A 20615-nucleotide genomic window follows, 5' to 3' on the forward strand; every position below is an offset into this window, starting at 1 on the left:
AAGTTCGAAGGATACCCCCATGGCCTACAATATCGTCGTAATCGCCGGCAGCGTGCGCAAGGCCGGCTTTTCGCTCAAGATCGCCAATGCGCTCGCCAAGCTCGCACCTAGCTCGCTCAAGCTCGAGGTGATCACGCCGGCGGGCATCTCGTTCTTCAATCAGGACCTCGAGGGCGCGCCGCCCGCGGACTGGCTGGCGTTTCGCGAGAAGCTTCAGAAGGCGGACGGCGTCATCTTCGTCACGCCCGAATACAACCGCTCCATCCCTGGTGCTCTGAAGAACGCCATCGACGTCGCCTCGCGGCCCTATGGCAAGAGCTCCTTCAATGGCAAGCCGGTCGGCATCATCTCCAATTCGCCGGGCCCGCTCGGCGGGGTCAGCGCGGCCAAGCATTTGCAAACCATCCTGCCTGGTATAACCGGCCCGATCATGCAACAGCCGGAGACCTATCTGAACGCCATTGGCGACGCCTTTGATGCCGAGGGCAATCTGGTCAAGGAGTCGCTGAAGCCTGTGCTCCAGGCCTATATCGACGCCTTCGCTGCCCACGTCGCGAAGCATCACGGCTGAAACTGGAAGCCAAAGCCGCTCAACTCTCCGTCATGCCCGGGCCTGTCCCGGGCATCCACGTTCTTCGTCATCCGAGGCAAAGCACGTGGATGGCCGGGACAGGTCCGGCCATGACGCGTGGAGATAGCTTGCCTCGCCGCGATCGGCGGCTGGAGCGACGCGCAGGGAGAGGACGATTAGCACTCTCTTAACCAACCTGTCCCATCTTCCCAAGATGGTCTCTCGCGCGCGCCTGAAATCGATCCTGACCGGCCTTGCCCTCTATGCGATGGCGGCGGCGATCGTCGGCTATTTCGGCGTCAACGCCTACACCGGCAAATACGGCCTCAACGCCCGCCAGGAGCTCGATCAGGAGATCATCGCACTGACCAGCGAGCTGGCACAGCTCAAGCGCGAGCGCGCCAGGAGCGAGCAGCGCGTCTCGTTGCTGCGCACGTCCAGGATCGATCCTGATATGCTGGAAGAGCGGGCGCGCTACCAGCTCGACTATGTCAATCCGCATGATCTCGTTCGGATGATACCGGCGAAATAGCGTTTTCGCTGCATTCGAAACCGGCAACGAAAGCGGCTGCCGATCGGCGCCAACTCAGCCCTCGACTGTACCGAAAGTCGTAGGCCAAGAAGCGGTCGGCTGCCTTGACGGCGCCACAGCAAGGGGCTCATGCCTCGCAGTCGCCCAAGATTGACGCAGATCAACCGGGCCGTGCCGGTACTGCCTAGACTACCTTCCGGAGGAAACAGAGTGATGAATGGGTCAACGCCACCGCATCACGCGGCCCGCGTCGAGGCCGCCATCGCGTCAGGCCAGGCGGCCCGGTCCGCGCTCGTGGCCTCGTGGCGCCGTTCGTCCCGATTGCATCATCTCGATCCCGCCGGGCGCAGCTCACCGATGCGGCTTACCGAAGCCGAGCTGGATCAGGCCCGCAAGCGCATCGCGCCGCTGCTGGCGGCCGCGCAAGGTGCGATGGACCGGCTGTATCAGGCCGTCGGCGCGAGCGGCTGTTGCGTGTTGCTCGCGGACGGTGAGGGCGTTCCGGTCGATCGCCGTGGCACGCCGGGGGACGATGCGACGTTTCAATCCTGGGGCCTGTGGACCGGCGCGCTCTGGAGCGAGGAGCACGAGGGCACCAACGGGATCGGCACCTGCCTCGTCGAGCAGCGTCCGCTGACGATCGATCGCGACCAGCACTTCTTCGCCCGCAACACGCTTTTGAGCTGCACCGCCGTTCCGATCTACGACCACGAGGCGGCGCTCGCAGGCGTGCTCGACGTCTCCTCCTGCCGCGCCGACCGCACCGACGCGTTCTCCAGTCTGATCGCGCTGGCGGCGGGCGAGGCAGCCAAGCGTATCGAGGCCGACCTGTTTCGCAGGGCCTTCAGCCATGCCCGCATCGTGCTGACGCAGGGCCCGGACGGCAGTTGCGGCGGCCTCATCGCCGTTGATGCGGACGATCTCGTGATCGGCGCAACCCGCTCTGCCCGGATCGGACTCGGGATCGCCCTCGGCCGGGCACTGCAGCCGGTGCCCGCGGCCGATCTCCTCGGCGGCGACACTGCACACGACCACCTTGCCGGCGGTCAGCGCGCGGTGTTGCAGCGGGCGATGCTCCGCGCGGGTGGCAACGTTTCGGCGGCCGCCAAGGCCCTCGGCGTCAGCCGCGCCACGCTGCATCGGAAGCTGAAGCGGTTCGGGCTGAACCACTGAGCTTTGTGTTTCCGTCATTGTGAGCCAACGGGTCCGCGCGAAGCGCGGCCCGATGACAGGCTCAGCGAAGCAATCCAGAATCTTTCCGCGGAGGACTCTGGATTGCTTCGCTGCGCTCGCAATGACGATGCGGAAGCTTCTAGCGTCCCATCCAGCCCTTGCCTTGCCCACGACTGTCGCAGAACTGCGACAGGTCGGCGCCATCATCGCTCGCGCCCGGGCTGACAGAAAACACCTCCCGCATCATCGTCGGCGCAAGTCGCGACCACGCGACGAATTGCGCGAACAGCAAACATCGGGAGTGATCAATGAACAAGGTGGAATTCCTCAGCGTCACCAAAGTTCCCTTCGCCGAACGCTATGACAATTTCATCGGCGGCAAATTCGTCGCGCCGATCTCGGGCAAGTATTTCGACAATGCTTCGCCGGTGACCGGCCAGGTCGTCTGCAAGATCGCGCGCTCCGACGCGCAGGACGTCGAGGCGGCCCTCGACGCGGCGCATGCGGCGAAAGCCGCGTGGGGCCGCACCAGCGTCGCCGAGCGCGCCGCGATCCTGAACCGGATCGCCGATCGCATGGAGGAGAATCTCGAGCGTCTCGCCATCGCCGAGACCTGGGACAATGGCAAGCCGATCCGCGAGACCCGCGCCGCCGACCTGCCGCTCGCCATCGATCACTTCCGCTACTTCGCCGGTGTCGTGCGCGCCCAGGAAGGCTCGATCGGCGAGATCGATCACGACACCATCGCCTATCATTTCCACGAGCCGCTCGGCGTGGTCGGCCAGATCATTCCCTGGAACTTCCCGCTGCTGATGGCTTGCTGGAAGCTTGCGCCTGCGCTGGCCGCCGGCAATTGCGTGGTGCTCAAGCCCGCCGAGCAGACGCCGGCCTCGATCATGGTCTGGGCCGAGATCATCGCCGACATCCTGCCTCCAGGCGTCCTCAACATCGTCAACGGATTTGGCCTGGAAGCCGGCAAGCCGCTGGCCTCGAGCCCGCGCATCGCCAAGATTGCGTTCACCGGCGAGACCACGACGGGCCGGCTGATCATGCAATATGCCAGCCAGAACCTCATTCCCGTCACGCTGGAGCTCGGCGGCAAGTCGCCGAACATCTTCTTCAAGGACGTCATCGCCGAGGACGACGACTTCTTCGACAAGGCGATCGAAGGCTTCGTCATGTTCGCACTGAACCAGGGCGAGGTCTGCACCTGTCCGAGCCGGGCGCTGGTGCATGCGGATATCTATGACCGCTTCATGGAGCGGGCGCTGAAGCGCGTTGCCGCGATCAAGCAGGGCGATCCGCGCGACGCCACCACCATGATCGGCGCGCAGGCCTCGAGCGAGCAGCTGTCCAAGATCCTCTCCTATATCGATATCGGCAAGCAGGAGGGCGCGAAGGTGCTGGCCGGCGGCGGACGTGCCGAGCTCGCAGGCGATCTCGCCGGCGGCTTCTACGTCCAGCCGACCGTGTTCGAGGGCCACAACAAGATGCGGATCTTCCAGGAGGAGATCTTCGGCCCCGTGGTCTCGGTCACGACCTTCAAGACCGACGAGGAGGCGCTCGCGATTGCCAACGACACGCTCTACGGTCTCGGGGCGGGCGTCTGGAGCCGCGATGTCAACCGTTGCTACCGCTTCGGCCGGGAGATCCAGGCCGGCCGGGTCTGGACCAACTGCTACCACGCCTATCCCGCGCATGCGGCTTTCGGCGGCTACAAGCAGTCGGGCGTCGGGCGCGAGACCCACAAGATGATGCTCGATCACTACCAGCAGACCAAGAATCTCCTGGTCAGCTACAGCCCGAAGAAGCTCGGCTTCTTCTGATCGGTCGGCGGAGAGGGCGGCGTCGTTTCGGCGCCGCCCATTCCGAATGTCAGGTCCCGGTCGCCTCAACGCTTCTTGACGCGGTCACGAATCTGAGCGTTCGGCAGCGTTGCATCGATTTGTTGCCCGATCGGCGCCAAAGATTTTCCAATATTACGATCACGTTGCAGTGCGGCATAATGAAAATCGTGCCATGCCGCCGCGGTGCTTTCCAACGGTGTTTGACTTGGGTTAGAGAGGGCGAAAGTTTTCTCTGACCCGGAATTCCCATGGCCGCACCCAAGAAAGCCGCCGCAAGCACTCCACAGGACAAGACCGACGGCGGTTCGCCCCGGAATTCACCAGGGAGCAGGAGCTCAAGGCGCTCCGCGATATGCTCCTGATCCGGCGCTTCGAGGAAAAGGCCGGCCAGCTCTACGGCATGGGCGCAATCGGTGGCTTCTGCCACCTCTATATCGGCCAGGAGGCCGTGGTGGTTGGCATGCAGATGGCCCTGAAAGAGGGCGATCAGGTCATCACCGGCTATCGCGATCACGGCCACATGCTCGCCACCGGCATGGAGGCCAACGGCGTCATGGCCGAGCTCACGGGTCGCCGCGGCGGCTATTCCAAGGGCAAGGGCGGCTCCATGCACATGTTCAGCAAGGAGAAGCACTTTTACGGCGGCCACGGCATCGTCGGCGCGCAGGTCTCGCTCGGCACTGGTCTCGCCTTCGCCAATCACTATCGTGGCAATGGCAATGTGAGCGTCACCTATTTCGGCGACGGCGCGGCCAACCAGGGCCAAGTCTATGAGAGCTTCAACATGGCGGAGCTCTGGAAGCTGCCGGTGATCTTTGTCATCGAGAACAACCGCTACGCCATGGGCACCTCGGTCTCGCGCGCCTCGGCGCGGCAGGATTTTTCCAAGCGCGGTGCGTCCTTCAACATTCCCGGCAAGCAGGTCGATGGCATGGATGTCCGCGCCGTGAAGGCTGCGGGCGAGGAGGCGGCGGCCTGGTGCCGTGCCGGCAAGGGTCCCTACATCCTGGAGATGCAGACCTACCGCTATCGCGGCCACTCGATGTCCGATCCTGCAAAATATCGCACGCGTGAGGAGGTCGAGAAGGTCCGCCATGACCAGGACCCGATCGAGCAGGTGCGTAACCGCCTCTTGGCGGCCAAGGTCACCGAGCAGGATCTGAAGGCGATCGACGCCGAGGTGCGCGACGTCGTCAACGCATCCGCCGATTTCGCCCAACATGATCCCGAGCCGGATGCCGCCGAGCTCTGGACCGACGTTTATCGCTGAACGCGCGCAAGCTTTCTTTTGGAGTCGATATGCCAATTCAAGTGCTGATGCCCGCGTTGTCGCCCACGATGGAGAAGGGCAACCTCGCCAAATGGCTGAAGAAAGAGGGCGAGCCGATCAAGTCGGGCGACGTCATCGCCGAGATCGAGACCGACAAGGCGACGATGGAGGTCGAGGCGACCGATGAGGGCACGCTCGGCAAGATCCTGATCCCCGAGGGCACCGCTGACGTCGCGGTCAACACGCCGATCGCGACCATCCTCGCCGACGGCGAGAGCGCCGCCGATCTCGCGAAAGCGCCCGCACCGGCCAAGCAGGAGAAGGCTGCGGAGTCCGCTCCGCCCGCCGCTGCAAAGGCCGAAGCGCCTCAGCCCAAGGCCGCGCCAGCCGCGCCGCAGGCCGTGGCCGAGCCCGATCCGGAGGTGCCTGCCGGCACCGAGATGGTGACGCAGACCATCCGCGAAGCCTTGCGCGACGCCATGGCCGAAGAGATGCGCCGCGACGCCGATGTCTTCGTGATGGGCGAAGAGGTCGCCGAATATCAGGGCGCCTACAAGGTCACCCAAGGCCTGCTCCAGGAGTTCGGGGCCAAGCGCGTGATCGACACCCCGATCACCGAGCACGGCTTTGCCGGCGTCGGCGTCGGTGCCGCGATGACGGGCCTCAAGCCGATCGTCGAGTTCATGACCTTCAACTTCGCCATGCAGGCGATCGACCAGATCATCAACTCCGCGGCCAAGACGCTGTACATGTCCGGTGGCCAGATGGGCTGCTCGATCGTGTTCCGCGGGCCCAACGGTGCCGCTGCGCGCGTCGCCGCCCAGCACAGCCAGGACTACTCGGCCTGGTACTCGCACATTCCCGGTCTCAAGGTGGTCGCGCCGTATTCGGCGGCCGATGCCAAGGGTCTGCTCAAGGCCGCGATCCGCGATCCCAACCCGGTGATCTTCCTTGAGAACGAGGTGCTCTACGGTCACACCGGCCAAGTGCCCAAGCTCGACGATTTCGTGATTCCGATCGGCAAGGCGCGCATCGTGCGCTCCGGCAGCCACGTCACCATCATCTCCTGGTCGAACGGCATGACCTATGCGCTGAAGGCCGCCGACGAGCTCGCCAAGGACGGCATCGAGGCCGAGGTGATCGACCTGCGCACGCTGCGACCGATGGACACCGAGACCATCATCAACTCGGTCAAGAAGACGGGCCGTGCGGTGACGGTGGAGGAGGGCTGGGCCCAGAGCGGCGTCGGCGCCGAGATCGCCGCGCGCATCATGGAGAACGCCTTCGATTATCTCGACGCGCCGGTTACGCGCGTCTCCGGCAAGGACGTGCCGATGCCCTATGCCGCGAACCTGGAGAAGCTCGCGCTGCCCTCGGCGGCGGAAGTCGTCGAGGCCGCCAAAGCCGTCTGCTACAGGTAGACCATGGCGGGCCCGAAGGAGCAGCCACTGCCGCCCGACGTCATGACCCGCGAGGACGCGGTCGAGATCCTGCGCGTGTTCGTGCTGGACGGCGGGCTGTCGATGGCGTTCCAGCGCGCCTTCGAGGAGCCCGACATGTGGGGCCTGCTGCTCGTCGATCTCGCCCGTCATGCCGCGCGCGCCTATGCGCGCGAGAGCGAGTACACCGAGGAGGATGCCCTGAACCGGATCCTGGACATGTTCCAGGCCGAGATCGAGCGTCCCACCGACACCGGCACGACGACGCCACGCGGCAAAGGGCACTGACGTGGCGATCGAATCCTATCATTACGATTTCATGCTGGAGGCGATCCGCGAGGCGGAAGCCTCGATCGCGCAAGGTGGCCTGCCAATCGGCGCGGTGCTGACGCGCGACAACAAGATCATCGCCCGTGGCCACAACAACCGCGTGCAGGAGAACAATGTGATCCTGCACGGCGAGATGAGCTGCCTGCGCGAGGCCGGCGCGATCACGTTCCACGACACCGTCATGTATACCACGCTGTCGCCCTGCTCGATGTGCGCCGGCGCGCTGGCGCTGTTCAAGGTCAAGCTGGTGGTGATCGGAGAATCCGTCACCTTCCCAGGGTCCAAGGACATCCTCGACAAGTTCGGCATCCCCTGGATCGATCTTGCCGACGACCGCTCCATCACCATGATGAAGACGTGGCGTTCCAATCCCGCCAATGAGCGCCTGTGGCAGGGCGACATCGGCAACTAAACCTGGTCTGTTCGTCTTCGCTTCTGGAGACGACGTTTTGAGAAGTTCTTCGTGAGGTCAGCATGCCCATCAACATCCTGATGCCCGCTCTCTCGCCAACAATGGAGAAGGGCAACCTCGCCAAGTGGCTGAAGAAGGAAGGCGACAAGGTCAAATCCGGCGACGTCATCGCCGAGATCGAGACCGACAAGGCGACCATGGAGGTCGAGGCGATCGACGAGGGCACGATCGCCAAGATCCTGGTACCCGAGGGCACGCAGGACGTCCCGGTCAACGACGTGATCGCGGTGCTGGCCGGCGAGGGCGAGGACGTGAAGGCCGCGGGCGCCGCGAAGCCGACCGCCTCGGCTGCACCGCCCAAGGCCGCTGAGGCACCTGCTGCTGCGCCGGCGCCGGCACCTGCTCCGGCCGCACCGAAGGCGGCGCCGGCACCTGCCGCCGCACCGGCGGCGCAGGCTGCAGCTCCCGCGGCGCACGGCAACGGCCATGGCGGCCGCGTGTTCTCATCGCCGCTGGCGCGCCGTATCGCCAAGGAAGCCGGCATCGACGTTGCGATGGTCGCGGGCACCGGCCCGCACGGCCGCGTGGTCGCGCGCGACGTCGAGCAGGCCAAGTCCGGCAAGGGCCTCAAGGCGCCCGCGGCGGCGCCGTCCGGGGCGCCAGCGATCGCGCCGACCATGTCGGACAAGCAGATCCTGTCGCTGTTCGAGCCTGATACCTACGACATCGTCCCGCATGACGGCATGCGCCGCACCATCGCGCAGCGCCTGACCGCGTCGATCCAGAACGTCCCGCACTTCTATCTCACCATCGACTGCGACATCGGCAAGCTGCTGATCGCGCGCGAGGAGATCAATGCGGCTGCTCCCAAGGACAAGGAGAAGAAGCCGCTCTACAAGATCTCGGTCAACGACTTCGTCATCAAGGCAATGGCGGTGGCGCTGCAGAAAATCCCGAACTGCAACGTCAGCTGGACCGAAAGCGGCATGGTCAAGCACCACCATTCCGACGTCGGTGTTGCCGTGGCGATGCCGGGCGGCCTGATCACGCCGATCATCCGCAAGGCGGAGACCAAGACGCTCTCCACCATCTCCAACGAGATGAAGGATTTTGCCGCGCGCGCCCGCTCGCGCAAGCTGAAGCCTGAGGAATACCAGGGCGGCACCACGGCCGTCTCCAACCTCGGCATGTACGGCATCAGCCACTTCACCGCCGTGATCAATCCGCCGCACGCGACCATTCTGGCCGTGGGCACCAGCGAAGAGCGTCCCGTCGTGCGCGGCGGCAAGATCGAGATCGCGAACATGATGAGCGTGACGTTGTCCTGCGATCACCGCGCCATCGACGGCGCGCTCGGCGCCGAGCTGATCGGTGCGTTCAAGCAGCTGATCGAAAATCCCGTCATGATGATGGTCTGACGCGGCGGCAGAGGGGGCAACCTTGCATGTCCGTACCCGCTGGCCATGGATATCGCTGCTGCTCGGAGCCGTTGTCGCGCTCAATCCGATCGGGCTTGATTTTCTTCAATCCGCCTTCCTGTCGGGAGAGCAACTGTCGCGAAACATCGCTCAACCCATTGTGCTGAGCGCGTTGGCCATTCTGGTCCTGGTCGGGATCATCGAATGGCTGATCAGGTTTGTTGTCTTCAAGCGCCGCGCCCGCGGCGCTTCTTGAGTTGAACGGGAGCCGCCATGGCCGATACATCCTTCGACGTCATCATCATCGGCTCCGGTCCCGGCGGCTATGTCACCGCGATCCGCGCCGCCCAGCTCGGCTTCAAGACGGCGATCGTCGAGAAGTCGTATCTTGGCGGTATCTGCCTGAACTGGGGCTGCATCCCGACCAAGGCGCTGCTGCGTTCAGCCGAGATCTACCACTACATGCAGCACGCCAAGGATTACGGCCTGTCGGCGGAGAAGGTGTCGTTCGATCCGAAGGCCGTGGTGCAGCGCTCGCGTGGCGTCTCGAAGCAGTTGAACACGGGCGTCGGCTTCCTGATGAAGAAGAACAAGGTCAGCGTGATCTGGGGCGCGGCCTCGATCGACGCGCCCGGCAAGGTCACCGTGAAAAAGTCCGATGTCGAGGCGCCGAAGGGCTCGCTGGGGGAGGGGACTTACCAGGCCAAGCACATCATCGTCGCGACTGGCGCGCGGCCGCGCGTTCTGCCGGGGCTCGAGCCCGACCAGAAGCTGGTCTGGACCTATTTCGAGGCGATGGTGCCGGACCGGATTCCGAAGTCGCTGCTGGTGGTCGGCTCCGGCGCGATCGGCATCGAGTTCGCGTCCTTCTTCCACACCATGGGCTCTGACGTCACCGTGGTCGAGGTGCTGCCGCAGATCCTCCCCGTGGAGGACGCGGAGATCGCAGGGCTCGCGCGGAAACGCTTTGAGAAGATGGGCATGAAAATCATGTCCTCGACCAAAGTCACAAAACTCGAGAAGAAGGCCGACAGCGTCGTCGCCACCATCGACGACGGCAAGGGCAAGCCTGTCACGACCGAGTTCGAGCGGGTGATCTCGGCGGTCGGCGTGGTCGGCAACATCGAGAATCTCGGCCTGGAGAAGTTGGGGGTCAAAACCGACCGCGGCATCATCGTGGCCGACGGCCACGGCAAGACCAATGTCCCCGGGATCTACGCCATCGGCGACGTCGCTGGTCCGCCGATGCTCGCGCACAAGGCCGAGCATGAGGGTGTGATCTGCGTCGAGGCGATCAAGGGCCTCAATCCGCACCCCATGGACAAGAACATGATCCCGGGCTGCACCTATTGTCATCCGCAGGTCGCCTCGGTCGGTCTCACCGAAGCCAAGGCCAAGGAGAATGGCCGCGAGATCCGCGTCGGCCGCTTCCCCTTCGTCGGCAACGGCAAGGCGATCGCGCTCGGCGAGGACCAGGGTCTCGTCAAGGTGATCTTCGACAAGAAGACCGGCCAGCTTCTCGGCGCTCACATGGTCGGCGCTGAAGTCACCGAACTGATCCAGGGCTATGTCGTCGCCATGAATCTGGAGACCACGGAAGAAGAACTGATGCACACGGTGTTCCCACATCCGACGCTGTCGGAGATGATGAAGGAAGCCGTGCTGGATGCTTATGGACGGGTGCTGAATATTTGACCGCTTCCGTCATTGCGAGCGCAGCGAAGCAATCCAGAGATATCTCTGCGGATACAGGCTGGATTGCTTCGCTGCGCTCGCAATGACGACCAAAGAGAGCTGTTTTTAGAATAAGAAGGAAACCAACCCATGCACGACAACGACAACCTGACCATCGAACGCCCGACCTTCGTCACGCATCTCGAATGCGCGATGGAAGGCGATCATTATGCGGCCGACCAGGTCCACAATCTCTCCAAGGCCGGCAAGCCGCTTCTGGTGCGCTACGACCTCGCTGGGGTGAAGAAGGCGCTGACCAAGGACGCTTTGGCCCAGCGCCCCGCCGACATGTGGCGCTACCGCGAGCTGCTGCCGGTGCGCAAATGCAGGGACATCGTCTCCCTCGGCGAGGTCACGACGCCGCTGATCCGGCTGCCGAAGCTCGGCGCCAAACTCGGCGGCGGCGAGATCATCGTGAAGGACGAAGGGCGGCTGCCGACCGGCTCGTTCAAGGCGCGCGGCCTCGTGATGGCGGTGTCGATGGGCAAGGCGCTCGGCATCAAGCACATGGCGATGCCGACCAACGGCAACGCCGGCGCGGCGCTCGCGGCCTATGCGACGTCGTGCGGCATCAAGACTACGATCTTCTGCCCGGCCGACACACCGGAAGTGAATGTCAGCGAGATCGAGCTCCAGGGCGCGACCGTCTATCGCGTCAACGGCTATATCGACGATTGCGGCAAGATCGTCGGCGAGGGGAAAGCAAAAGTCGGCTGGTTCGACACGTCGACGCTGAAGGAGCCGTACCGCATCGAGGGCAAGAAGACGATGGGTCTCGAGCTCGCCGAGCAGCTCGGCTGGGACGTGCCCGACGTGATCTTCTATCCGACCGGCGGCGGTACCGGCCTGATCGGCATGTGGAAGGCTTTCGACGAGCTCGAGAAGATCGGCTTCATCGGCTCCAAGCGTCCGCGCATGGTCGCGGTGCAGGCCTCGGGCTGCGCGCCGATGGTGCGGGCCTATGACGAGGGCACCGAGCATGCGACGCGCTGGAGGATGCACACACCATCGCTTCCGGCATTCGCGTTCCGCAGGCGATCGGCGATTTCCTGATCCTGCGCGCAGTGCGACAGAGCAAGGGTTTTGCCATCGCGGTCGAAGACGACAAGATCTCGTCGGCGCTGAGCGAGGTTGCGCGCGAGGAGGGGCTGCTGTTGTGCCCCGAGGGCGCCGCCACCTACGCCGCCTACAAACAGAGCCTCGCCGACGGCCGCGTCAGCAAGACCGACCGCGTGATGCTGTTCAACTGTGCGACCGGCCTGAAATATCCGCTGCCGCCGGTCACCCGCACGCTCGATCGTCACAAGCCGATCGACTACACGCAGTTCTAGAGCATGATCCGGAAAAGTGTGCAGCGGTTTTCCGAAAAGATCATGCTCAAAATAACCTAAAGCGCGATGATGATTTATCTTAATCTCATCGCGCTTTAGCGCGGCAATACGCCACGAATGATCCCTCTTCCCGTACGCGGGCAGAGGGCCAAAAATAATAAAGACATTGCTGGGGAGAGGACCATGAAAGCCGCTTGGGCTGCGCTGATTGCTATTCTCGCTGTTGCAGGCGCCGCGCGCGCCGACGATTATCCCACGCGTCCCATCACAATCATCGTGCCATTCGCGGCCGGCGGGCCGTCGGATGCAATGGCGCGGGTGCTTGCGGAACGCATGCGGGTGTCGCTTGGCCAGCCCGTGGTGATCGAGAACGTCACCGGCGCGGGCGGCTCGATCGGCGTCGGCCGCGCCGTGCAGTCACCGCCGGACGGCTACACCATCTCATTCGGCCATCTCGGCACTCACGTCGCCAACGGTGCCGTCTACAAGCTCAAATACGACCTCGTCGCCGACCTCGAGCCGGTGGTGCTGTTGCCGAGCAATCCGATGATCATTGTCAGCAAGAACGCGGTGCCCGCGACCTCGCTGAAAGAGTTCATTGAGTGGCTAAAGTCACGGCCGTCGCCGCCCACAGCAGGCACCGCCGGCGCGGGCTCCGGCAGCCACATCGCCGGCGTCTATTTCGAGAGCGTCTCCGGCATCAAGCTGCAATACGTGCCGTATCGCGGCACCGCGCCCGCCCTCAACGATCTCATCGCCGGTCAGATCGACCTCATCGTCGACCAGACCTCCAACTCCATCAACCAGGTCCGCGCCGGCACCATTCGCGCCTACGCCATCACAGACGACAAGCGCCTGCCGTCGGCGCCGGAGATTCCAACCGCGGCGGAGGCGGGTCTCAAGGGTTTCAACATGACGCTGTGGTCGGGCATGTGGGTGCCGAAGGGCACGCCGAAGGAGATCGTGACCAAACTCAACGCGGCGGCCGTGGAAGCGCTGAATGATCCCGGAGTGAAGAAGCAACTCGAAAGCCAGGGCCTGGAGATGACGCCCAAGGATCAGCTCACGCCAGAAGCGCTCGGCACCCGCCAGAAGGCGGAGATCGCAAAATGGTGGCCGATCATCAAGACGGCCAACATCAAGGTGGATTGAGGCGGCGGTGCTGTTGTCAGCGTGTTGCCTTCGCTGACCGCCGGAGAATCACTTCATGGTTTCGCCACCTGTTGCCAGCGCTACCTCCAGGCATTGCATCAGATCCGAGGCGGCGAACGGCTTACCGAGGAAACAACTTGCCCCCGCTTTAAGCGCCCGCACACGCACGCTCTCATCCGGAAAAGCAGTGATGAAGATGAATGGCGTCGCCGACCCCTGCGCGCGCATCTGCGTCAGCAGATCGATTTCAGTGACCGACGGCATCTGCACGTCCGCGATCACGCACGAGGTGTCGGTCGAATTGGCCGACCGCAAAAACTCCTCGGCGGAGGCGAATGTGTGGACGATGTATCCGCGGGATTCCAAGAGATTGTTGATCGCGGCCCGCACGTAGGGATCATCATCAAGCACCGAAATGACCGAAGCCACTGACAAGACGTCCGCTCCTCGCTCGGGATTGCGCTTGCCGTCGCCACGGCCATACCTAAACGTGCAAGGTGGACCTGCCAGCCACCATTGGAAACTCATACTTAGGTTTGTACGTCGGGCTTGCTGGGTCGAATCCCGAGCGCCTCGCTCATCCTCACGAGGTCGGCCAGCGACTTCGCACCCATTTTCCGCATGATCTGGCCGCGATAGATCTTGACGGTGATTTCCGCCAAGCCGAGCTGGGCGGCCACTTGCTTGTTCATCAGGCCCGACGTCACCAGTGACAAGACGTCCCGCTCCCGCGAGCTGAGTGACTCGAAGCGTGATCTGACGTTCGAGACCGTCTTGTTGAGGTCGCGGCGCTTGCGGTCTCGCTCGATTGCGGCCTGGACCGCGTCCAGGATGTCCTGGTCGCGAACCGGCTTGGTCAGGAAGTCGATCGCGCCGCTCTTCATGGCCCGAACAGTCATGGGAATATCACCATGACCGGTGATGAAGATGATGGGCGTCTGGATATTTGCCTTGGCAAGATCGGTCTGCAGCTCAAGGCCGCTCGTTCCGGGCAGGCGGATGTCGAGCACCAAACAACTGGGGACGTCTGGCGGCTTGGCCTGCAGGAGTTGCGGCGCCGAGCCGAATGCTTCGACCTTGAGGCCGACCGACTCGAATAGATTGGTGAGCGCACGGCGCATGGACGCGTCGTCGTCGACGATGAAGACGATCGGCTGGTCGCCGTCCTCCTTGGGCGAAGGCTCCGCGCGCTCGGTCACAATGCGTCCTCTCGATGGAGCGGCAGCGTGATCTGAAAGGTCGCGCCATGCTCCTGGTTCGGTATGGCGGAAAGTCGTCCGCCATGGGCCTCGATAATGGAGCGGCAGATCGACAGGCCCATGCCCATGCCGGAGGACTTGGTGGTAAAGAACGGCATGAACAGGCGGTCCATTGCCTGTTCGCAGATACCAGCGCCGCAGTCGGATACGCTCACCAGCACCGCGCCATCGTCGTCGGCCGCTGAACGGATCGCCAGCTCGCGCGGGCGATCATCGATGCCTTCCATGGCCTCGATCCCGTTCTTGATCAGGTTGATCAGGACCTGCTGCAATTGAATTCGATCGCCAAAGATCCTGGGCAGTGCCGACGACAGCTCCATTCGAACCGACACGGCATGGCTGGCCATCTCACGCTGAACGAGCGCGACAGCCTCGCGCACGACCACGCTGACGTCGAGCGGAGCCATCTCGATTTCGGAGCGCTTGGCGAGCGCCCGAACGTGACGGATCACGTCGCTGGCACGCTTGCCGTCCTCGATGATCCACTCCACCGAGCGGCGCGCCGCCTTGAGATCGGGCGGACTGCGCTGCAGCCAGGCGACGCAAGCGTCGGCGTTTGCGATCACCGCGGCGAGCGGCTGGTCGATTTCGTGGGCGATTGAAGCGGTCAGCTCACCCAGTGTCGTGACGCGCGTGACATGGGCGAGCTCGGCTTGAGCCTTGCGCAGCGCATCTTCGGCCTGATCGGCCCGGATGGCCGCGGTCACGTCGGTGCAGACGCCCCGATAACCCAGAAAGGCCCCGTTGGCGTCGAAGAACGGCTTGCCGCTGGTTCGGACATAGATCGGGTGTCCGTTGCGGTCCTTGCTGCGGTACACGAGATCGCGGAACGGGATGTGGGCGTCGAGCGCCGCGCGATGTTGTCGCCATTTTTCGGGCTCGAGATCGGAGTCCGGAGCAATGTCCCAGCGCGTGAGCCCGATCAGGCCGGCGGGGGCGGTGACGGTATCTGAATGTTCCGATACTTGAGTGACGCGATGGTCTGGCCCCGTCTCCCAGAACCAGTCGGAGGCGGTTTCGGCATAGTCGCGAAAGCGCTGCTCGCTGTCACGAAGCCTGCGTTCTGCCTCCTTGGTCGCCGTGATGTCGGTCACCGATCCAACGAACTCCACGTGACCGCTGGCATCTCGCGTCGCCCGGGCGACGGCTCGGACGTACTTGATGGAACCGTCGGGCATCACCAGCCGGTATTCGTGATCGTAATCTTTCCCCTCGCGCGCCGCCCGGCCCGTGGTCTTCTGCACTGCGAGCCGGTCCTCCGGATGGATCCGCTGGAGCATGAACGGGATCTCTGGCTGGTCTCCTCGTCGCAGTCGAAGATGCGATAGGTCTCCTTGGACCAGGTGATCTCGCCGGTTGCGGCCCTCCAGCCGAAACTGCCGGTGTGGCTCAATTCCTGCGCCTGGGCGAGGTAAGCTTCGCTCTGTCGCAGCGCATTCTCCGCTTCCTTGCGCTCGGTGATGTTCTCGCAGGCGACCAGCACGATTGGCCCGCCATTGGCCCGCAGCATGGTCTTGGCGTTCTCGCGCACCCATAGCACCGAGCCGTCCTTGCGAACCTTCCGAATCTCCCAGGTGTGTGACTGATCGATGGTCTCAAGGCACAGCGCGACACACGCGCGGACGAAGTCGCGGTCTTCCTCGAAAAAGACATCCAGCACCGATCGGCCGATCAACTCCGCGGCCGTATAGCCCAGTTGCGCCGCGCCGAACGTGTTCACGTTGATCACGGTTCCGCTCGGGTCGACCATGAAATACATGACCGGGTTGTGCTCGAAGACTTGCTGCCACTGCTTGACCGCCTCCAGCAGACCGGCGTCACCGGTCTCAGTGCGCGGCTTGGGGGTGACAACTTGCCTGACACAGCCGGCGAGGAATTGCGCGGCTGACTTCCCGAACGTGGCTGCCCGGCCCGGCTTCATCGCAGACGCTCCCGGCGCTCTCTGCGTGAACGCAAGTAGAGCACGTTGCCGCCGGAGGAGCAATTCCGGCCAAAGTCGGATGGCGACTGCGACATTGGCCTTGGAATTGGCTGCTCGCCGCCCTGTTCGCCGCAGCGCATCAAGCACGTCGTGCCAGGCAAGTTTTTCACGGTCGCCGTGCAGCTCGTGCGTCGTTCGCCGTCTCGTTGAACATGGGCCATCGCGAGAGTCCCGGGCGACTACGGGACAAACCTAAGTATAGCTCCTCCATTCCTAGTCATGTTGGCCAATTACCTCCGTACAATTGAGCGTCTTGTTCTGGGGGACTGAGTCTCACGGCCAATCGGGAGTGTCGACCAGCCAATCGCAGTGTTCGCACGAGAACCGGGTCTGAAGCGTATGGCCCCGGGCGCTTTCACCGACAGGCAGGCGACCAGCGACGAGGCAGCGGCATTTCTCGACACGCAGCCGCGATCTCCGCAACTCACGACCCGAGTGAATTCGAAGGAAACCAATAGGCAAGAGCGCAAGCAGCCGAAAGAGGGAGAGAACAATGTGCGATACGTCGCAACTTCCTGAGCGTCGCCTATCCGAGTCCGAACGTTGCTCTTCGATCAAGGGCTGTGCGGTGTGTGGCGGCAAGTTTGGTCTGATCCGCTACTATTCCTGGCGCACTGCGCTCTGCTCCAAGAAATGCGTTGATCGCTTCCGCACACGCCGCGAACGCGACCGCCGGTGGCTGTTTCGGGCGCAGGTCGCGTGAGGGCTGAATTGGAGAGCTGATATCTAATCCGGGAGCCCGTGCGTTGATCCGTTCATGCAAGCTCTTGTGCGCGATGGTTCTCCTCGGCGCCGCTGCGACGGCCCAGGCGCAGGAGACGGGACATGGCACCGTTCATCGCCAGCACCCACCCCAGGACCAGGCGCTGCACGAAAAATTCTATTCGACCTGGCACATGCCGGATAATCCGAGCCTCAGTTGCTGCAGCAACGCGGACTGCTATCCGACCGACATCAAGTACATCGACGGCCGGCTCTATGCACGGCGCAGGGAGGACGGGAGATTCATTCTGATCCCACCGCAAAAAGTGGAGCGAAACAGGGATAATCCGGACGGCCGAAACCATCTTTGCGCTCCACCGCCCGCACTGTCTCCGATGGATAGCGTTTACTGCTTCGCTTTGGGAGGTGCCACATGAGATTCGCGTTCGTACTGGTGAACGGCCGGACTCCGTTCCGGAAGACATGGTGCATGCAGTGCTGCGAGCCGATCGGCGGCAGCTATCTCCGCGAGATCGCGACCCGTCTGCCTTACTGCGACTATCAGTGCTACGCGCTGTTTTGCGAGGCGCTCGCGAAAGATCGCGTGAGGGCGGCTTCATGAAATTCGTGGTGGTCAATCACGAGCCCCCGTTGCGCACCGCCACGTGCAGCGCATGCTCGCGGTCAATCGGGATCGGCTATGTCAGGCATGTGCGGACACAGCGCTGCTACTGTGACACCGATTGCTACCGGCGCGGCGAACTCGTCACGTTCTTCATGCAATGGTCGATGCCCGGGCGCACAGAACCGGCCGCGGGTAACGTCGAGCTCGCCGCTGGCAACATGATCGAGACGTTGGCGGTCCTGAGTGCCGTCTCGTGCTGGAGCTGCACGATACACGCCTGGACCTTCGCAAGAGCGTTGACCGGCGCATATTTGGGCGGTGGCGATCTGAATGGAAGGAGGTGACACCTGCCTGCGCGACTATACGCGCGTGGAAGCCGCAGCACCGTGACCCCGCAGGCGCCGCGTCCAGCCCCGGCGGCGTTGACTGAGGGAGCGGGTGCTGCGGCCGCCACGGGTGCGGTTGCGCTGACCTCGTGCGTGACGACGCGCTGGTCGCTCTTGCCGGCGATCATGCTGCTGTCTTCGAACCGCGCACGGTAGACAAGGACGTTCTCGATCACGCGTTGGACGTAATTGCGCGTCTCGGACAGCGGGATGCGCTCCACCCAGTCGACCGGATCGACCTTGGGATCTCTGGGATCGCCACGCGCCTGCACCCATTCGCGCACGCGGCCGCGGCCGGCATTGTAGCCGGCGAAGGTCATGATCTGGTTGCCACGATATTCCGACAAGAGCGCGCTGAGCTCGGCCGCGCCCATCTGGGTGTTGTAGACGGGATCGGAGACCATCCTGTCCCAGTCATAGGTCAGGCCGAAGCGTTTGGCGGTGTCGCGGCCCGCTTCCGGGGTCACCTGCATCAGCCCGACCGCATTGGCAGGCGACTTGTCGCGCTGGTCGAACGAGCTTTCGGTGCGCGCTACCGAATAGATCACGCTGGTCTCGATCGCGGGTGCGACCTGCTTGTGCTCGGGAATGCCGATGGTGGGGAAGGCGTAGTGGTCGAGCGCGAGCCCGCGCGCCAGGGCCGACTTGCCGACCTCCAGCATCACGCGTGCGTCGTTGCGCTGTCCGGCGAGCGCGGCGAGCGCTTCGAGCGCCGCGGCGTCGGAGCTCTCCTTGGCAAAATCCTCGGCATAATAGAACACGACGTCGCGCTCGCCGATATCGTAGAGCATGTTGGCTGCGCGCACGCGCTCGTCCGCCAACTGCGTGTCGGCGGCGGCCAGCACGGGCGAGGGCGCGCGCAGTTCGATCCGGTCCAGGCCGAGCTTTGCGCGGGCGAGCTGACCGTAATAGGCGGTCTGATAGCGCGCCGCTGCCCGATAGCTCATGCGCGCGTCGGCTGTAGCACCCATCGCCTCGGCGGCGCGGCCGCGCCAGTAATGGGCGCGCGACAGCGCGATCGGATTGGCCGAGCCTGCGTCGATCGCGGCGAAGTGCACCATCGCCGTCTTGGGATCGTCGAGATAGCGCAGCGCGATCCAGCCGCACATGAAGTGGTAGTCGACCCGATAGACTTCCTTCTCCGGCACCGCGGCCGTGAGCACCACGTCATAGGCGGTCTTGAACTTGCCCTGGTCGAGCAGCTTGCGCGCCAGCAGGCGGCGCTCGCGCCACCAGGCATCGGTGTCCTGCGCGGCCATCGTGTCGGGCCGGGCGGCGAGGATCACCTCGGCTGCGTCGTCGATGCGGTCGTTCTGAAGATGCCACTGAGCGCGGCACAGCACATAGCCGAGATCGCGCCGCGCCTCGGTCGAGACGTCCTCGAGATAGTCCTTGGCCTTGCTCGCCTTGCCGGTGACGGCGGCGCAGGCCTTCACGATCGCGAGCGCATCCTCGCCGAGACGTTTGGCCGCGCGCCTTGCGCCTGCGTAGTCCTTGGCGCCGAGGCGCTTGTCCATGCGCGCGCGGTGATCGTCGGCGGATAGAAGGTCGCTGAACGCCGCATAGGAGTCCTCTTCGCTCCGCTCGGTCAATTCGTCCGTGCGCCAGGCCTCGCGCACGAGACGCGCAGCCCTGTCGGTCTCGCCTTCAGTGAGCAGTACGCGGGCCAGCGCGAACTTGCCCTTGGCGCTGGTCGGCCGGTCCATGGTGAATGTGTGCACAATGGCCGCGTCACTCTTCTCCTGCCACAGCCGCGCCTCGGCGCGGCGGCGGAGCAGGGCGCTGCTCGGCCAGTCCGGATTGGCGGCGAGGAAGGCGGCGTAGCGCTTGAAATTCGCCGTGCTCTCGGAGTGGCGCAGCATGAACCAGTCTGCAAGCCTCTGTCCGGCGGGGTCAGTGATGCGGTCGCGCGCGGCGCCCGCATCCTCGGTCTTGCCCTTGCGCGCGAGGTCGATCGCATCCTTCAGCGCGGCGAGATCGCCGGTCAGCGGCGGTGGTGCCGGCTTGTCCGAGGGCTCGTCGACCGTTTTCTTCGGCTTGCGCTTGGCCTCGGCGTGCTTGCCGTGCCGCGCTTTGCCGGCGGAGGCATGGCGCTGCTTGCCGGCTTTCGCCTCATGCGTCTTCTTCGGCGCGGAAGATTTATGACTGCTCTTCGCCGCCAACTCGGTGGGAAGGAGGGCCATTGTGGCCACGGCAACGACACACGCGAGCGAGCGTAGGCACTGGTTCATTCCATGGTCCCCCTGCGAAACCACTACAAACCAAGGTCCGCGACGACATGCGGCTTGAGAATCAAGAGACGACACCAAACGATGTCATGACATCGTTTCGCATTCCTCACGCTCTCGCAACAATGCGGCAAAATACGGATGGGAACTCGGGAACTTCCGAAATAGCGGAAAAGGCAGCGTGTTTAACCTTTGTTAACGATTGAGGCTCGCGCGACGGTTGCG

18 protein-coding genes and 3 pseudogenes are annotated in these 20615 nt (G+C 63.9%); 15 read left to right on the forward strand and 6 right to left on the reverse strand.

Translation table 11 applies throughout. The features are described from left to right. The first annotated feature begins 19 nt into the window (after window positions 1–19). The 3 genes from ACSKB8_RS30650 (at window position 20) to ACSKB8_RS30660 (ending at window position 2276) form a co-directional block, all read left to right on the forward strand. Window positions 20–571, forward strand: coding sequence for an NADPH-dependent FMN reductase (locus ACSKB8_RS30650; RefSeq protein WP_130213688.1), 552 nt, complete (start codon window positions 20–22; stop codon window positions 569–571). Window positions 572–785: 214 nt separating this feature from the next. Continuing rightward, a complete protein-coding gene (locus tag ACSKB8_RS30655) occupies window positions 786–1103 on the forward strand; it encodes an FtsB family cell division protein (RefSeq protein ID WP_438108104.1) in 318 nt (105 codons plus the stop codon). Window positions 1104–1316: 213 nt separating this feature from the next. Beyond that, on the forward strand, window positions 1317–2276 hold the full coding sequence (locus ACSKB8_RS30660; RefSeq protein WP_438110747.1) for a GAF domain-containing protein: 960 nt from the start codon (window positions 1317–1319) through the stop codon (window positions 2274–2276). 139 nt (window positions 2277–2415) lie between these two features. Here ACSKB8_RS30660 and ACSKB8_RS30665 read toward each other — a convergent pair whose 3' ends face one another. Further along, a complete protein-coding gene (locus ACSKB8_RS30665; RefSeq protein ID WP_438108106.1) occupies window positions 2416–2592 on the reverse strand; it encodes a hypothetical protein in 177 nt (58 codons plus the stop codon). On the opposite strand from ACSKB8_RS30665, the gene adh reads away from it, so the two are divergent. Continuing rightward, window positions 2585–4102 (forward strand): aldehyde dehydrogenase, encoded by a 1518-nt coding sequence (gene adh, locus ACSKB8_RS30670; RefSeq protein WP_438108108.1) that lies wholly within the window; start codon window positions 2585–2587, stop codon window positions 4100–4102. The genes ACSKB8_RS30665 and adh overlap by 8 nt on opposite strands. Before the next feature lie 65 nt (window positions 4103–4167). Here adh and ACSKB8_RS30675 read toward each other — a convergent pair whose 3' ends face one another. Next, window positions 4168–4317, reverse strand: a complete 150-nt coding sequence (locus tag ACSKB8_RS30675) for a hypothetical protein (protein WP_164934894.1) — start codon at window positions 4315–4317, stop codon at window positions 4168–4170. 54 nt (window positions 4318–4371) lie between these two features. Between ACSKB8_RS30675 and pdhA the strand changes: the two are divergent. The 9 genes and pseudogenes from pdhA (at window position 4372) to ACSKB8_RS30720 (ending at window position 13209) form a co-directional block, all read left to right on the forward strand. Then, window positions 4372–5393: pseudogene (gene pdhA / locus ACSKB8_RS30680) on the forward strand (pyruvate dehydrogenase (acetyl-transferring) E1 component subunit alpha). Window positions 5394–5422: 29 nt separating this feature from the next. Then, window positions 5423–6814, forward strand: coding sequence for a pyruvate dehydrogenase complex E1 component subunit beta (locus ACSKB8_RS30685; protein ID WP_091885648.1), 1392 nt, complete (start codon window positions 5423–5425; stop codon window positions 6812–6814). A 3-nt stretch (window positions 6815–6817) separates the two neighbouring features. Further along, entirely contained in the window at window positions 6818–7120 is a 303-nt protein-coding gene (locus tag ACSKB8_RS30690) for a DUF5076 domain-containing protein (RefSeq protein WP_027559362.1), read from the forward strand. A gap of 1 nt (window position 7121) precedes the next feature. Then, complete coding sequence (locus tag ACSKB8_RS30695) at window positions 7122–7574, forward strand: nucleoside deaminase (RefSeq protein WP_128933542.1); 453 nt, start codon at window positions 7122–7124, stop codon at window positions 7572–7574. A 62-nt stretch (window positions 7575–7636) separates the two neighbouring features. Then, the gene (locus ACSKB8_RS30700) at window positions 7637–8992 is read left to right on the forward strand and encodes a pyruvate dehydrogenase complex dihydrolipoamide acetyltransferase (protein WP_438108111.1); all 1356 of its coding nucleotides are present in this window, start codon (window positions 7637–7639) and stop codon (window positions 8990–8992) included. Between the two features lie 22 nt (window positions 8993–9014). Then, window positions 9015–9248 carry a hypothetical protein gene (locus tag ACSKB8_RS30705; protein ID WP_438108113.1) on the forward strand — a complete coding sequence of 78 codons (234 nt, stop codon included), beginning with the start codon at window positions 9015–9017 and terminating at the stop codon, window positions 9246–9248. 17 nt (window positions 9249–9265) lie between these two features. Then, window positions 9266–10687 carry a dihydrolipoyl dehydrogenase gene (gene lpdA / locus ACSKB8_RS30710; RefSeq protein ID WP_438108115.1) on the forward strand — a complete coding sequence of 474 codons (1422 nt, stop codon included), beginning with the start codon at window positions 9266–9268 and terminating at the stop codon, window positions 10685–10687. A 129-nt stretch (window positions 10688–10816) separates the two neighbouring features. Beyond that, window positions 10817–12057 (forward strand): annotated as a pseudogene (locus tag ACSKB8_RS30715) (threonine synthase). A 183-nt stretch (window positions 12058–12240) separates the two neighbouring features. Continuing rightward, the gene (locus ACSKB8_RS30720; protein WP_438108116.1) at window positions 12241–13209 is read left to right on the forward strand and encodes a tripartite tricarboxylate transporter substrate binding protein BugD; all 969 of its coding nucleotides are present in this window, start codon (window positions 12241–12243) and stop codon (window positions 13207–13209) included. 48 nt (window positions 13210–13257) lie between these two features. Here the strand turns inward: ACSKB8_RS30720 and ACSKB8_RS30725 are convergent, their stop codons facing one another. The 3 genes and pseudogenes from ACSKB8_RS30725 to ACSKB8_RS30735 all read right to left on the reverse strand — a co-directional run bounded on the left by ACSKB8_RS30725 (window position 13258) and on the right by ACSKB8_RS30735 (window position 16389). Further along, window positions 13258–13644 carry a response regulator transcription factor gene (locus ACSKB8_RS30725; protein WP_438108118.1) on the reverse strand — a complete coding sequence of 129 codons (387 nt, stop codon included), beginning with the start codon at window positions 13642–13644 and terminating at the stop codon, window positions 13258–13260. Between the two features lie 95 nt (window positions 13645–13739). Further along, complete coding sequence (locus tag ACSKB8_RS30730; RefSeq protein WP_438108120.1) at window positions 13740–14408, reverse strand: response regulator transcription factor; 669 nt, start codon at window positions 14406–14408, stop codon at window positions 13740–13742. Then, window positions 14405–16389: pseudogene (locus ACSKB8_RS30735) on the reverse strand (PAS domain-containing sensor histidine kinase). Before ACSKB8_RS30735 ends, ACSKB8_RS30730 begins: the two are co-directional and overlap by 4 nt. 836 nt (window positions 16390–17225) lie before the next feature. Between ACSKB8_RS30735 and ACSKB8_RS30740 the strand changes: the two are divergent. Both ACSKB8_RS30740 and ACSKB8_RS30745 read left to right on the forward strand, forming a co-directional pair. Further along, window positions 17226–17588: a hypothetical protein gene (locus ACSKB8_RS30740; RefSeq protein WP_438108122.1), complete on the forward strand. Its 363-nt coding sequence runs from the start codon at window positions 17226–17228 to the stop codon at window positions 17586–17588. After that, on the forward strand, window positions 17585–17773 hold the full coding sequence (locus ACSKB8_RS30745; protein WP_091885602.1) for a hypothetical protein: 189 nt from the start codon (window positions 17585–17587) through the stop codon (window positions 17771–17773). The genes ACSKB8_RS30740 and ACSKB8_RS30745 overlap by 4 nt, the downstream gene beginning before the upstream one ends. A 124-nt stretch (window positions 17774–17897) precedes the next feature. Here ACSKB8_RS30745 and ACSKB8_RS30750 read toward each other — a convergent pair whose 3' ends face one another. Further along, the gene (locus ACSKB8_RS30750) at window positions 17898–20393 is read right to left on the reverse strand and encodes a transglycosylase SLT domain-containing protein (RefSeq protein WP_438108124.1); all 2496 of its coding nucleotides are present in this window, start codon (window positions 20391–20393) and stop codon (window positions 17898–17900) included. Window positions 20394–20615 lie beyond the last annotated feature (222 nt).

Source organism: Bradyrhizobium sp. BR 1432 (assembly GCF_051547705.1).
In the GTDB taxonomy this organism is placed as follows: Bacteria; Pseudomonadota; Alphaproteobacteria; order Rhizobiales; family Xanthobacteraceae; genus Bradyrhizobium; species Bradyrhizobium zhanjiangense.